The 14,184-nt window shown below is 67.6% G+C and carries 7 protein-coding genes, 1 tRNA gene and 2 pseudogenes; 4 read left to right on the forward strand and 6 right to left on the reverse strand.

The genetic code is table 11. The annotated features are described in order from the left end of the window. Nucleotides 1-56: 56 nt before the first annotated feature. The 5 genes from thrC to ACSU53_RS09390 all read right to left on the reverse strand — a co-directional run bounded on the left by thrC (nucleotide 57) and on the right by ACSU53_RS09390 (nucleotide 5,972). Entirely contained in the window at nucleotides 57-1,115 is a 1,059-nt protein-coding gene (gene thrC / locus ACSU53_RS09370; RefSeq protein WP_437026352.1) for a threonine synthase, read from the reverse strand. 6 nt (nucleotides 1,116-1,121) lie between these two features. After that, nucleotides 1,122-2,414 (reverse strand): homoserine dehydrogenase, encoded by a 1,293-nt coding sequence (locus tag ACSU53_RS09375; RefSeq protein ID WP_437026354.1) that lies wholly within the window; start codon nucleotides 2,412-2,414, stop codon nucleotides 1,122-1,124. A gap of 152 nt (nucleotides 2,415-2,566) precedes the next feature. Further along, complete coding sequence (lysA, locus tag ACSU53_RS09380; protein ID WP_437026356.1) at nucleotides 2,567-3,958, reverse strand: diaminopimelate decarboxylase; 1,392 nt, start codon at nucleotides 3,956-3,958, stop codon at nucleotides 2,567-2,569. A gap of 15 nt (nucleotides 3,959-3,973) precedes the next feature. Continuing rightward, nucleotides 3,974-5,167, reverse strand: coding sequence for an ArgS-related anticodon-binding protein NrtL (gene nrtL / locus ACSU53_RS09385; protein WP_437026357.1), 1,194 nt, complete (start codon nucleotides 5,165-5,167; stop codon nucleotides 3,974-3,976). A gap of 328 nt (nucleotides 5,168-5,495) precedes the next feature. Next, nucleotides 5,496-5,972 carry a response regulator gene (locus ACSU53_RS09390; protein ID WP_437026359.1) on the reverse strand — a complete coding sequence of 159 codons (477 nt, stop codon included), beginning with the start codon at nucleotides 5,970-5,972 and terminating at the stop codon, nucleotides 5,496-5,498. A gap of 192 nt (nucleotides 5,973-6,164) precedes the next feature. Between ACSU53_RS09390 and ACSU53_RS09395 the strand changes: the two genes are divergently transcribed. Beyond that, nucleotides 6,165-6,236, forward strand: a tRNA-Arg gene (locus tag ACSU53_RS09395). Between the two features lie 1,035 nt (nucleotides 6,237-7,271). Here ACSU53_RS09395 and ACSU53_RS09400 read toward each other — a convergent pair. Continuing rightward, nucleotides 7,272-8,156, reverse strand: a pseudogene (locus ACSU53_RS09400) (tyrosine-type recombinase/integrase); the annotation flags it as partial. A gap of 119 nt (nucleotides 8,157-8,275) precedes the next feature. Between ACSU53_RS09400 and ACSU53_RS09405 the strand changes: the two are divergent. The 3 genes and pseudogenes from ACSU53_RS09405 to ACSU53_RS09415 all read left to right on the forward strand — a co-directional run bounded on the left by ACSU53_RS09405 (nucleotide 8,276) and on the right by ACSU53_RS09415 (nucleotide 13,794). After that, nucleotides 8,276-9,012, forward strand: a pseudogene (locus ACSU53_RS09405) (transposase family protein). Nucleotides 9,013-9,449: 437 nt separating this feature from the next. Further along, on the forward strand, nucleotides 9,450-12,875 hold the full coding sequence (locus tag ACSU53_RS09410; RefSeq protein ID WP_437026361.1) for a hypothetical protein: 3,426 nt from the start codon (nucleotides 9,450-9,452) through the stop codon (nucleotides 12,873-12,875). Between the two features lie 40 nt (nucleotides 12,876-12,915). After that, nucleotides 12,916-13,794 (forward strand): hypothetical protein, encoded by an 879-nt coding sequence (locus tag ACSU53_RS09415; protein ID WP_437026363.1) that lies wholly within the window; start codon nucleotides 12,916-12,918, stop codon nucleotides 13,792-13,794. Nucleotides 13,795-14,184: the final 390 nt, after the last annotated feature.

Below are 14,184 nucleotides of genomic sequence, written 5' to 3' on the forward strand. Positions count from 1 at the left end.
CGGGGGCCCGGATGTCCGGACGCCCCAGCCTTCGGGCGCCCGGACTCCCGCACGCCTCAGACCAGGCCCAGCCGTTCCGCCGCGGTCGCCGCGTCGACCGGGACGGTGACCGGCTGCGGGGCGCCCGCGACGGCCCAGTCCGGGTCCTTCAGGCCGTTGCCGGTGACGGTGCACACGATGCGCTGCCCCGGGTCGACCTTCCCGTGCTCGGCCGCCTTCAGCAGACCGGCCACCGAAGCAGCGGACGCAGGCTCCACGAAGACGCCCTCCTGCGAGGCCAACAGCCGGTAGGCGCGCAGGATCTCACGGTCCGTCACCTCGTCGATCAGACCGCCGGACTCGTCGCGCGCGTCGAGCGCGTACTGCCACGAGGCCGGGTTGCCGATGCGGATGGCGGTGGCGATGGTCGACGGGTCCTTGACGACCTCGCCGCGCACGATCGGGGCGCTGCCGGAGGCCTGGAAGCCCCACATGCGGGGGGTGCGGGTCGAGACGCCGTCGGCGGCGTACTCGCGGTACCCCCGCCAGTACGCGGTGATGTTGCCCGCGTTGCCCACCGGCAGGACGTGGATGTCGGGGGCGTCGCCGAGCATGTCGACGATCTCGAACGCGGCCGTCTTCTGGCCCTCGATGCGTACCGGATTGACCGAATTGACCAGCGCCACGGGGTAGTTGTCGCTGAGTCCGCGGGCGAGCGTGAGGCAGTCGTCGAAGTTGCCGTCGACCTGGAGGATCTTGGCGCCGTGCACCAGCGCCTGGCCCATCTTGCCGAGCGCGATCTTGCCCTGCGGCACGAGCACCGCCGACACCATGCCGGCCCGCACGCCGTAGGCCGCGGCCGAGGCCGAGGTGTTGCCGGTGGAGGCGCAGATGACGGCCTTCGCGCCCTCCTCCTTGGCCTTGGAGATGGCCATCGTCATGCCGCGGTCCTTGAAGGACCCGGTGGGGTTGGCGCCCTCGACCTTGAGGTGGACCTCGCAGCCCGTGCGCTCGGAGAGCACCTGCGCGGGCACGAGCGGCGTACCGCCCTCGCGGAGCGTCACGACCGGCGTGGTGTCCGATACCGGCAGCCGGTCCCGGTACTCCTCGATGATTCCGCGCCACTGGTGGGTCATTGCTGCCTACTCTCCTTCAACCCGCATGATGCTGGCGACACCGCGCACGGTGTCGAGTTTGCGGAGCGCCTCGACCGTCCCGACGAGGGCCGCGTCGGACGCACGGTGGGTGACGACGACGAGGGATGCCTCTCCGTCCTTGCCCTGCTGGCGAACCGTGTCGATCGAGACACCGTGCTCCGCGAACACGGTGGCGACCTGGGCGAGAACACCCGGTTTGTCCGCCACGTCCAGGCTGATGTGGTAGCGCGTGACGACCTCGCCCATCGGCGAGACGGGCAGCGCGGCGTAGGCGGACTCGCCCGGTCCGGTGGCTCCGTCGAGCCGGTTGCGGCACACCGCGACCAGGTCGCCGAGCACGGCGGACGCGGTCGGCGCGCCGCCCGCCCCCGGGCCGTAGAACATCAGCTGCCCGGCGGCGTCCGACTCCACGAAGACGGCGTTGTACGCGCCGCGCACCGAGGCCAGCGGGTGCGTGAGCGGGATCATGGCCGGATGCACGCGGGCGGTGACCGAGTTCCCGTCCGCCGCGCGCTCGCAGATGGCGAGCAGCTTGATGGTGCAGCCCATCTCCTTGGCGGAGGCGAAGTCCGCGGCGGTCACCTCGGTCATGCCCTCGCGGTACACGTCGTCGAGGCGCACGCGGGTGTGGAAGGCGATCCCGGCGAGGATGGCGGCCTTCGCGGCGGCGTCGAAGCCCTCCACGTCGGCCGTCGGGTCGGCCTCGGCGTAGCCGAGCGCGGTGGCCTCGTCGAGGGCCTCCTGGTAGCCGGCGCCGGTGGTGTCCATCTTGTCGAGGATGAAGTTGGTGGTGCCGTTGACGATGCCGAGCACCCGGTTGACCTTGTCCCCGGCGAGCGACTCGCGCAGCGGGCGGATCAGCGGGATGGCACCGGCGACGGCGGCCTCGTAGTAGAGGTCCTTGCCGTGCTGCTCGGCGGCGGCGTGCAGCGCGGCACCGTCCTGGGCGAGCAGCGCCTTGTTCGCGGAGACGACGGACGCGCCGTGCTCGAAGGCGGTGGTGATCAGCGACCGGGCGGGCTCGATCCCGCCGATGACCTCGACGACCACGTCGAGGTCGCCGCGTTTGACCAGGGCGGTGGCGTCGGTGGTGATCAGCCCGGCCGGGATGCCCTCGCGCACCCGGTCCGGGCGGCGCACGGCGACCCCGGCCAGTTCCACCGGGGCGCCGATGCGGGCGGCGAGGTCGTCGGCGTGCGTCGTCATGATGCGCGCCACCTCTGAGCCGACCACTCCACAGCCCAGCAGCGCCACCTTCAGCGGACGCGTACGCATCATCCGACCTCGTTTCCTGATTACCGTCTCGGTTGCACCAGTCTCACTCACCGGACGGACGTTTCTGCCCTATGTCCGGATCGTGAGACATCTATTTCATTGTCGCGGCCCGGACACCGGAGATCTTCCACCTCCGGTGCCGCGCCGCACGCCCGCTACCCGACGTCCAGCCGGAGCAGGTCCTCCTCCGTCTCACGGCGCACGATGACCCGGGCACCGCCGTCGTTCACGGCGACGACCGGCGGACGCAGCACGTGGTTGTAGTTGCTGGCCATCGACCGGCAGTACGCGCCCGTCGCCGGCACGGCGATCAGGTCCCCCGGGGCCAGGTCGGCCGGAAGGAAGGCGTCCTTCACCACGATGTCACCGCTCTCGCAGTGCTTGCCCACGACACGGCACAGCATCGGCTCGGCGTCGGAGGTGCGGGAGACCAGGGCGACGCTGTACTCGGCGTCGTAGAGCGCGGTGCGGATGTTGTCCGACATCCCGCCGTCCACGGAGACGTACGTCCGCAGCCCGTCCAGCGGCTTGATGGTGCCGACCTCGTACAGCGTGAACGCGGTCGGCCCGACGATGGCCCGCCCCGGCTCCACAGAGATGCGCGGCGTGGCCAGCCGCGCCGATTCGCACTCCCGGGTGACGATCTCGGTCAGCGCCTTGGCGATCTCGTGCGGCTCGCGCGGATCGTCGTCGCTCGTGTACGCGATGCCGAGGCCGCCGCCGAGGTCGATCTCGGGCAGTTCGACCCCGTGCTCGTCACGGATGTCCTTGAGCAGCCCGACGACGCGGTGCGCCGCGACCTCGAACCCGGACATGTCGAAGATCTGCGAGCCGATGTGCGAGTGGATCCCGATCAGCTCCAGCCCGTCGAGCTGCAACGCCCGCCGCACCGCCTCGGCGGCCTGCCCGCCCGCGAGCGGGATGCCGAACTTCTGGTCCTCGTGGGCGGTGGCGATGAACTCGTGCGTGTGCGCCTCGACCCCGACCGTGATGCGGATCTGCACGCGCTGCCGCTTGCCCAGCGACTGCGCGATGTGCGCGACCCGCACGATCTCCTGGAACGAGTCGAGCACGATCCGCCCCACCCCGGCCTCCACGGCACGGCGGATCTCCGCCGGCGACTTGTTGTTGCCGTGGAAGGCGATCCGCTCGGCGGGCATCCCGGCGGACAGGGCGGTCGCCAGTTCCCCTCCGGAGCAGACGTCGAGGTTCAGCCCCTCCTCGTGCAGCCACCGCACCACGGCACGGGACAGGAACGCCTTGCCCGCGTAGAAGACGTCGGCGTCGTCCCCGAAGGCCGTGCGCCAGGCCCGTGCCCGGGCCCGGAAGTCGGTCTCGTCCAGGACGTAGGCGGGCGTGCCGAACTCCTCGGCCAGCCGCGTGGCGGGGATCCCGCCCACGGTGAGGACCCCGTCCTCGTTCCGGGTGACGGTCTCGGCCCACACCTTGGGGTCGAGGGCGTTGAGATCGGCGGGCGGCGCGGAGTAGTGCCCCTCGGGCAGGACATCGGCGTAGCGGGGCCCGGCGGGGTGTGCGGAACGGCTCATTCTTCGCAGGCTCTTTCAGAGGTGGTCGGGTGCGTCGATGCCGAGCAGGTCCAGGCCGCCGGCCAGCACCGCCCCGGCGGCTTCGGCGAGCGCGAGCCGGGCACGGTGGGCGGCCGAGGGTTTCTCCTCCCCGAGCGGCAGCACGGACGGCAACAGCGGCATCACGGCATCGGCCACGGCGACGAGCTGCCGGGCCAGACGGTCGGGCGTGCGCTGAGCGGCAGCGGCGGCGAGAACCCGGGGGTGATCGCCGAGGAGGGCGAGGAGGGCACGCTCGGCGGGCGCCTGACCGACCGCCTCGCCGGGCTCGGCCCCGTACCCCAGGTCGGCCCCGTACCCCAGGTCGGACCCGTACCCCAGGTCGGCCGCGTTGCGCAGCAGGGAGCGGACCCGGGCGTGGGCGTACCGCACGCGGAACAGGGGGTTGCTCTCCCGCTGCAGGAGATGCACGCCGGGCACGACGGGCCGATCGTGCGGGGCGGGATACAGCAACGCCCAGCGGGCGGCGTCCCGGCCGAGGGCGAGGACGTCGGCGGGGGCGGGGACGGGCACGGGCACGGGGGCGAGTGCGGACACGTCCCCGCCTGGCGCGGGAAGAACGTGGGGCACCCCGAGAACGGCGCCCCACTCCCGGGGCAGGCGGACGGCTCCACCGTCGGCGTCACGGCCGGAGGAACCGGAAGGGCGGGAGGAGCCGGTGGAGCCGGTGGAGCCGGAAGGGCGGGAGGTCTGCGCCCTGGGGGTGAGGTGGACGAGGTGGACGTCGGCCCCCTGCGCCCGGAGGAGGCGGGCGATCACCTCACCCTGGACGACGGCACGCACCTCCGCGGGCACGCCCAGCCGCACGACCTGACCGCGGAGGGCGTCGCTCTCCCCGTACCGGGCGCCGACCGCCAGGATCTCGGCGACGAGGGCGACGGCGGCCGAACCGCCCAGGCTGATGTTGAGGAACCCCGGTCCGGTGACGGCGACGTCACGGATCCCGCTCTGCCGGAGAAGGTGCGCCCGCAGGATGCCGGCGACCCGCTGAGGCGTCTCCCCCGCGGGCCGCGCGAGCTGCAGGGCGACACCGGTGGCGTAGTCCCCGCACCCCCCGCCCCCCGGCGGCGCGACCACCACCCGCTCGGGCACGGCCACCTCCAGCTCCCCCTCCTCGACAGCACGACGCACCGCGCGCAGCACGGTGCGGGAGAGCTCTACGGGGGTCACGGGACCAGCGTAGGCGAGGAGGGGGGTGGGTAGGCGAACCGGTTTGCGGTGGTCCCGTCATGTGGACAGACCGGCCGCCGCAGGCCTGCGCGCCGGACCCGCGCCCGGCAGACGGCCGACTGGCCCGACGACCGCTGGCGGAAGACCGACGACAGAGGGGCGCGCTCCCCTTCCCCTGTCCCCCGCCCCTGCCCTTCTCCCCGTCCTCCTTCTGTCCTGCCCCTCGGCCTTCGGGTGCACCGGGAACGTCAGGCGCCGCGAGGAGTCAGGAGTCCCGGGAAGCTGGGACCGGGGGGCAGGGCAGGGTGCAGGCGCAGGGTGCCAGCGTTCAGGCGTGCCCGGCAGCGCGTTGCGACCCGTCGGCCCCGTCGGGAACCCGCCCGAGCCGGTCGACCCCGGGCCGTTCGCCGGGACGCCCCCCGTCACGCCAGCCCGACTCGACCAACCGCCGCACGACGCGCACGAGCTCGGCCGGCTCGAAGGGCTTGGCGAGGAAGGCGTCCACGCCGACTTCGAGCCCGCTCTCCACCTCGTGCGGACTGCAGGCACTGACGATGGCCAGCGGAAGATCCCGGGTACGCGGATCCGACCGCAGCCGCGCCGCGGTCCGTATGCCGTCCAACCGCGGCATGACCACATCAAGGGTGACCGCGTCGGGCCGCACCTGATGGACGACTTCGAGACACTCGGCACCATCGGCCGCGGTCACGACCTCGATGCCCTCCAGCTCGAGATTGACCCTGATCAGCTGCCGGATGACCTTGTTGTCGTCCACAACAAGAACCCGGCCAGAAGCCCCTGGCACAACTCGAGAGTAGGTCCGCACCGACCACCGCGTCCGGCTTTTCCCCACTTCCACCCCGCATGAGCGAACCCTGCCCACCAGGCTGACCCGACCCCCGCCCACGCCCCCGGCCGACTCACCAAAAGGGGTTCATGACCACCCCACCGGAACTGGTAGTGTTCTACCCGTCGCCGCGATCACCGCGCCCGACACGCCCCCGTAGCTCAGGGGATAGAGCAACGGCCTCCGGAGCCGTGTGCGCAGGTTCGAATCCTGCCGGGGGCACCCAGCATGAGGTGCCCAAAGACCCCGTCACCAGCGGAAACGCTGAGAACGGGGTCTTCGCGTTTATGCAGGCGGATGCAGGTCGGAGCGGCTGTACGTCGGGGTCCGTGGACGAGGCGTGGACGGGCTCTTCCGGCATCGGCGCAGGTGAGCATCTGGAAACGATGAGGCCCGCACCACCGCCAGACGCACCGCCCTGGACGTTGATCATGCCGCAGAGGCCGCCGACAGGCACCCGTAAGGATGGCCGGCGCGCCGATGGGGCGCACCGGCTCAGACTTACTAGTTGATACGGCCCGATCAAGAGTGGCCCGGTCAGCCTGACCGCTTACAACGGCTGACGGTCATCGGCCCCGCCATCCCGTGCGGTGCTCCGCAGAGCTCTACGGACCTCGCGCCAGGCCGAGAACAGCTCAGGGAGCTGGCGCAGAAGAGCGGCCATGAGGGTGATCAAGAGGCCCAGGAAGCCGAAGACGGCCAGGGCGCCACTGATTGCGACGTGTTTCATGGCGATGAGCATGGGTCTGGCCTCTGACCAGGGCAAACGCCGAAATTGGGCACAGTTTTTTTGTTTTTGGGCAGGCCGAAGTTAGGCGCTTATGTAGCTCCACGGCCACTCTCCTGCAAATTGAAGGAGCCGTGAGCTGCACTGATCCAATTCTTCGGCAGCCACATGCTTATTTAAGCGACTTCGCTTAAGAAATATCGAAGGTCAAGGAAGTTAGCTGTGAAGTTGACCTGAAGCATTCGGTCTTGACCAAAAAGGTAGTCTTGACAATCAACTAAAGGTGCTCCGAACCCTCATGCGTCGTGACCACGCTGATCACTGACGCGGGGTGCTGGAGACTATGGATGGTTCATGCATGATGCGCCGCTCGCTTCCCTACTTGTTCGAGTCGTCCTCCAAGGAGGCATTGAGCACTGCGTAGATCGGCCGACCATCGCGGCGGTGTCAAGCCGGTATGACCAGCGAAGGAACCGGTAGAAGCGAGGCCCCTGGTGGATGCCAGGGGCCTCGGACACGGTCAGGCGGGGTCACTCGTACTCGCGGAGCAAGTCCTCGATACGCCGGTTGGCGACGTCCTGCCGTCCGTCAAGGCACTTGGCGTAGCGGGTCAGCAGGACCTCCACGCTGTTGCCGGCGCGCTCGGCCACCTCGGTCGGGTCGACACCGGCGTTGAGCCACGTCGACAGCGCCGAGTGCCGGAGGTCGTACGGCCGACTTGCGAGCGGCGAGGCCGCGACGGCCGGCGGAAGCGCGAGGAACCGGGCTTCCTGCCACACACGGTAGTAGGTCGAGGACGGGATGACTGAGCCCCTCTCACTGAAGAAGAGCCGTCCGTCGTCCGCCGTGCCGAAGGTGGCCAGGTGCTCGCGGAGCACGGCGACGAGGTGAGGCGGGATCGGCACCCGCCTCACGTCCTCGGTCGGCCGCTTCTTCAGCCCGCGGTCGTCATGGGTCTCCCCCGAGTCGGTCCACTGCTTGCCGACGGACGGACGGGTCCGGTGGAGCAGCGTCGAGCCCCAGCCTTGCTCGGGAAGGTTCAGGTCCGTCTCGACGAGGCCGACCGCTTCCGCTGGCCGAAGACCGCCGAAGTACATGGCGGCGAACAGACCCACGAGGCGACGACCACGGGCACGCCGGTACCCGCCCACGTAGGAAACCGCCGCCAGAACGTTCCGTGCCTGCTCTGGGTTGGCGACAACCCGCGGATCGACCTGGTTGGACACCTTCGGTTTCTGCCAGCGGACAGCCGTGATGGGGTTCTCGCGCAGCTCCCCCAGGTCGACGGCGTAATTCGCGGCATTGACGAGCGTCCGACGCTTGCGCCGCACGGTCTCCGCCGCTGCTGCCGTGCCGTCGAGCTTGAGCTTCAGCGAGTCGAGGACCGCGCGAGCCGTGGCCGGTTCAGTGAGCATTTTCAGCGTGGCCACTGATCGGGTGACGCCGGTGAGGTCGAGGTGACGGCCGCAACGCACAAAGCCCCCGCCGTTGGGGGAGGTGTTCGAAGTCTCAACCCGTCGGCACAGGAGCCCTGTTGGTTCCCTATCCTGCCGCACTCGACCTCCCGCATGCCCTTGTCGAGTGGGTCACGATGCTCATCGTCACCCGTGAGGGTGACCGGCGGTGCAAACTCCCGCCGCACCAGCGGGCGCTCGTCGCTCTGGTGTACCTACGCCGCCACGACACCCTTACCCGGCTCGCGTCCGGTTTCGGGATATCCGTCGGCACCGCCCACGCGTATGTCGCCGCCGTGACCGCTCTGCTTGCCGAACGGGCCCCGGGCTGCGCGAGCATGATCCGGAGTTCGTCCTGCTGGACGGGACCCTCGCCGAGTGCGACCGGGTCGGCGACAGCCGGGCCGACTACTCGGCCAAGCACCGCCGGCACGGCGTGAACGTCCAGATCGTCACCGACCCCGCCGGTGAGGTCCTGTGGATCTCGCCCGCGCTGCCGGGCCGCACCCACGACCTGACCGCAGCCCGCACCCACCGCATCATCCGGATCTGCGAACGCCAGGGCGTCCCGATCCTCGCTGACCGCGCCTACCAAGGCGCCGGCCCCTGGGTCACCACCGGACTCAAACGGCCACCGAGTGGTGAGCTCTCCCTCACCCAGCGCACCGCCAACCGTGCTCTGGCCGCGGCGAGAGCACCAGTTGAACGCGGCATGGCACGGCTGAAGTCCTGGCAGATCTTCCGCAGGTCCCGGATCAGCCCCAACCGCATGACCGTCATCGCCAAAGCTGTCCTCACCCTGGAGAGGCAATGCTGAAAATGCTCACTGGCTGACATCAACGTGGCGAAACGGCGACGGACCCGGCGGCTGGGGCGGGCCTCCCGACTTCCCGGCGAGCACGAGTCGGAGCCTTCTGCACGGATGGGGAATCGACTTTCAAAGCGGTGCTCACAGAAGCTGCGGCCGGCGGCGGTGACGGCAACGGCGACGGACGGCAGCGACACTCGGCAGCCTAGCGTCGTACTGGAACAGGATGTCGACGCGGCAATGGGCTGGGCAGAGGAGTGAGGTGACTCCCCGGACGTGGACACTGGTGAAATCGCGGAACGCGGCCGCCAGCGACTGACCGTTCCGGTTCACATAGCACGGTGATGATCTTGCGGTGCCGCCCCTCGCCGAACGCCTTCCACAACGATCTTCAGCAGGCTAAGCTTTGCGGGAAACCGTCAGACTTCGGCTGGGAAGTGACCTGAATGGACCGTCCAACCCAGGCGTTCATCGACAGGATCAACCACGGCCCGGCCGGGCTTCTGCTTGGTCAGAGCCATCTGCGTCTTGGCGGCCTGGACGACCCACTCCTCTCATTGGCACAGAAGAAGCTCGGGGGGGACGTCGACGGCTACGACGTTCTACTCACGGCAGGCGATGCCGGACCTGGCTTCGCCAACTGGCTTGAGGAGCGGTGCAACCAGCTTGCTCCGTCCGAGCAACTGGACGTCATCTCGGACTACCCGTGGGTTGGAGTGTGGTCCTCGGCCATCGACAGTATCTGGCCTAGCGTGTTCGAGAAACCCTGGCGAGAGGTTCAGCGGATCTTCAGCGAGCGGTATAAACCCACCGATCCCCGCAACCGGCGGCGGCTCCACTGCACCTACCTCTATGGATGCACGGCCAGAACAGAGCCGGACGAGCGGTTCCCGGCATCCAGGATCGAAAAGCTGAAGCGGCGGACCGTGGCAAACGCTCTAGCTTACAGGATGGTTGAGGCACTCGGGCCGCTCGGCACCCTGGCCATCGACGGATACACCACTAGCGACTGGCTAACGGTCGAAGATCTGGCCGGCCTGGTTCTCCAGATGGAGAGCGGACAGTGTCATCTCTTCTCCGCCACGGACGAGCTGCTGAAGCATCCAATGCTGGCCGAGCTGGTAGCTGACGGATACCTAGTGGTCCACGACCAGCCGCTCGCCCTCGTGCTTGAAGAGGGCCTTTCTGCGGGGCTCATCACCACGGACCCCCTCGTCGAACAAGGTGATCTCCAGCGTCTCGTCAGCTTCGGCGGCGGCAGTCACTCGGTCCCCCGGGATCTATGGGTGCCGCTGTCGTCGAATGCCCAGCTGCTTAGCGAAGCCGTGCTCGTCACACCGGCTCCCGTCTCCGCGGATGCCCGCTACTCCGCATTCCGCCACTTCCTCGGCTCGTCACCGGCCAGCGTTGACTGGGAGGGGATCGGGCGGGATTTCGCGTTCCACCGGGATTTCGAGCGACGCATCGAAGAGGGAGTCCTGAATCGCGCCGCACGGCGAGAGATCTCAGACCGGCCGCTCGTCCTGCACGGGGGGACCGGGACGGGCAAAAGCGTGGCACTCGCCAGCGTGGCATATGCCCTCGCCAGCCGCCGCCGGTACCCGGTGATACACCTCGGCCAGAGTGTCGGTACCTCCGCCCTGCCCGCCCTGGACGCCTTCTGCCAGTGGGCCGAGCGAGAAGGAGCGGACAGTACGATCATCGTCTGGGACGCGATGCGGGATATGGACTGGTATGCGGATATCGCCCGACGGTTTTCCGGACGTGGACGCCGCGTAGTCCTCGTCGGTAGCAGCTATCGCATTGACGTAACCAAGATCCCGTCGAAACGCCGTAAGGACTACGTCGAGGCACCCGCTATGCTCATGGGCGATGAGCCACGACGTATAGCGGAATTTCTGACCGCGCTCGACGAGAGCCTGGCCCAGATTGTCGAGCGCAAGCTCAGCCTGGAAGCAAGCTTCCTCGCGTTCCTCTATCGCCTACTCCCGCCGACCCGGGCAACCGTCCGTAGAGGTGTTGTCCGCGAGTTGGAGCAAGTCGAGCGGCACCTGGTCAAACGGGTCTCCCGGCCGGATGTCAAGGACAGTCCAAAGACAGCACTGGGCTATGCCCTGTTGAAGGCGGGCCTCATTCCCCAGTTGTCCCTTGACAGCAGAGCCGCCAACACTACGGATTCTGAGAACTTCACGGTCGTGGAGGAATTGACGGCGCTTGTCATGGTCGCCGGCCAGTTCGGGCTGTCCGTGCCACTGGAGCTACTGATCCGAGCCACCGGAAGGCCGGGCTACTTTAACGTCGCCCGCCTTTTCGACGAGGTTGATCTGGTGCGCTGGGAGGAGGACCACGAGGGGAACTTTAGGCTGGGATCCCGAAGCCGTCTGGAGGCCCAGCTCATAGTCACCAGTCGGCTCGGGACCACCGCTCGCGAGCTGGACTACGCACTGCGCCTGATCGTTGAGGCTCGCGGTTCGGAGTATGCCATCTCCGGTGCTCGCGAAATCGATTTCGTCGCCGACCTGGTCCGAGCCATGGGCGCCCAGGGCCCCGAACCCCTTCGTTACCGCAAGGAATTTCCACTCATCTCCGATGCGCTCCGAGAGTTGCGCGAAGAACGCGGGCTAGAGAATCCCCGGCTGATGCTGCAGGAGGCCAACCTACTGCGGGAATTCGCAATATGGTCACGCAATAACCAGCACCAGGGGGAAAACACTCACAACCTGCCACAGGCGAGCGTGGCCCTACGGACCGCGGCAGAGGTCCTGCACATCGCTCTTACCCAGTTCCGGCCCGATGCGCTGTCTCCACTGAGGAGCAAATTGCGGGTCGAGTTGGCGTCCACCTACGCGGCCCAGGCTCAGATCATGAGCAGTGAACATCGGACAGCCGAGCAAGTCGAGTTCTTCGAGCGAGCGAAACAGGAGCTCGCGCTAGCACGAGAAGAAGAGCAGGACAGCTTCTACCCTCTCGACGTCCTTGCTTGGTCAACCCGCGACATTCTCGATTCACTGAGCGACGAAGGCCGCTCAGAGGCGATCGTGGACGTTCTCAGCGCCTTTGAGGCGCTGTCGCCCGAGGATCTCGATCCCAGCCAGGTCCAGAACTACCACAGGCGTCGCATGGAGTTCGCCACCAAGGCCAACAGCCTCAAGCTGGCGGATGAGGCTTTCCAGGCACTGGTCGAACGTGGGTCGGGGGCAGGCGTATATCTGAGGGCTCGGGCGATCGCGTCCACACCTATCAAGGGGACGCTTGATTCATCAGCGCACCAAAGGATCTCTCATGCCCTGGACTATCTCGACACGTACGAGGAGCTGGTATCCAGGGACAGCAGATGTCTCAATCTGAGACTGGATCTCTGGTGGCTACACAATGCGGGTAAGCGCCTGTTCGGCGACGAACGGGAGTGCCTGCCGTTCAACCAGGAGCAGTGGCAGGAGGCACTCCGACTGATCTCCGCAATCGAGGACGCCGGGCCCAATTACCGGGACATTCCCTTGACCTTCATCCGCGGCATCGCGGAGTTTCACCGAGGGGATCTCGGTGCTGCCTTCTCAACTTTCTCCGACCTCGAGACGCGGTCCGACGAGGTCAGGGGACGGCGGCGGATCATCCGTTCCTACCTCGCGTCGGACAGCCACGGAAACCCTCAGCTGTTTAGCGGCGAGATCGCCCGGCTCTCCAGCGACCTACGCCGGGGCGAGGTCTACGTCGAGAGCTTGCGCCGACGTGTGAAGTTCATTCCATCGGAGTTCAGGGGCCGCGAACTCAAGTCCGGCGCCAACCTCGGCAACTTCCATATCGGCTTCAACCTACTGGGCATCATCGCCGATCCCGAGTCGTTCCTCCACACCCGGCGACAGGAGCGCTGACCCCGTGTCAAGGACTGCGAACACTCCTAAGGATCAGCTGGTGGAGTTCGTCCGGCTCCGTGAGCATATCGATGATCTGTCCCGCGCGCTGCTCGCTAGCGCCACTCCGGTGTTCGGAACCGTTTCGCTGCCGACCCCAAACGTCGATGCCGCGCCAGAACTTGCATTCATCAGAACCGCGAGCTGGCTCTACAGCCATTACAAAGAAGCCGGGAGAGTCGGCGTCAAGTTCCTGATGGACCGGCCAGCCGTCCAGAACCTGCCGGAGATACGCGCACACGAGCGGCTCGTGCACGCGCTTCGGACGTGGTCCCAGCACACCATCAACCCGGCGTCGGGCAATCACGATCGGGGGATCCTCAAGACCTGTTCTGACTGGTTCGAAGGGGCGTGCGCCGTTCTGCTCCCCAGCTCCGACGAGGACTGGAGACGGGCCCTCCACGTCCTGCTGGGCGAGGCCTGCGAATTCGTTAGCCAACTCACCAAGCAGGTCGAAGACATCAGGGCTGACGACGCACGCGCCCAGATATGCCAGCAATGGGAGGACCGGATCTCGCGCGACTGGCCCGCCCACCGCTTCCACGAGATCGTCTCCACTGTAGCGAGCGACATGGGACGGAACACTGTCGACCCGGTCGCGCTGTTCAGACGGAGCGAGAACGAGATAAGGAAGGCCCTGAGGATTACGAACGAGTCGGATCTGGAGTTCGCCGCCCGTCAGTGCATCGAACGCGTGCTACTCACCGAAGTTTCCAAGCTCCTGCCCATCACTGGAAGAGACATCATCGACACGCTCGGAGTAGAACCGGGCCGGAAGGTCGGCGAGTTGCTCCAGGAGGCACGGAAAATCTACGAGGAACACCAGTGCACCCGTGACCAGCTGCTCGACCGGCTAGCTCCCCTAGTCGGCTCGGCCTGAGCTCTCCTCCCTCCGCACTTCTCACCGGTGAAGACCACCGTCTGACCGCCCGCGGGCGTCAGTGATCTTATGATGGGTGGGCTCATGGTCGGCGGCCGAGGCTAAGCCAGCCCGCGTTTTCGTCGTTAGGCTCGGTTCGCGGCCGCGGCCTATTTGTGGACAGAGACGCTGCTATCAGGACACAGTGAAGCTCTGACCAGGGCATACCTCCCATCGGTGAACGGCCTCCGGAGCCGTGTGCGCAGGTTCGAATCCTGCCGGGGGCACACTGTGTAGGTGTGACCCAGACCTCGTCACCAGCGGAAACGCTGAGACGGGGTCTTCGCGTTGGCCCCAGGCATGCGGATCGGAGCGGTATAGGCCGGGGCTGTTAGACGGAGGAACGCCCCG

Source organism: Streptomyces sp. enrichment culture, from assembly GCF_964273255.1.
Classification (GTDB): Bacteria; Actinomycetota; Actinomycetes; order Streptomycetales; family Streptomycetaceae; genus Streptomyces.

What these genes read in the sequence shown, in the direction of transcription:
- thrC (WP_437026352.1), bottom strand. Translation starts at nt 1,115, where the DNA reads ATGACCCACCAGTGGCGCGGAATCATCGAGGAGTACCGGGACCGGCTG.
- ACSU53_RS09410 (WP_437026361.1), top strand. Translation starts at nt 9,450, where the DNA reads ATGGACCGTCCAACCCAGGCGTTCATCGACAGGATCAACCACGGCCCG.
- lysA (WP_437026356.1), bottom strand. Translation starts at nt 3,958, where the DNA reads ATGAGCCGTTCCGCACACCCCGCCGGGCCCCGCTACGCCGATGTCCTG.
- ACSU53_RS09375 (WP_437026354.1), bottom strand. Translation starts at nt 2,414, where the DNA reads ATGATGCGTACGCGTCCGCTGAAGGTGGCGCTGCTGGGCTGTGGAGTG.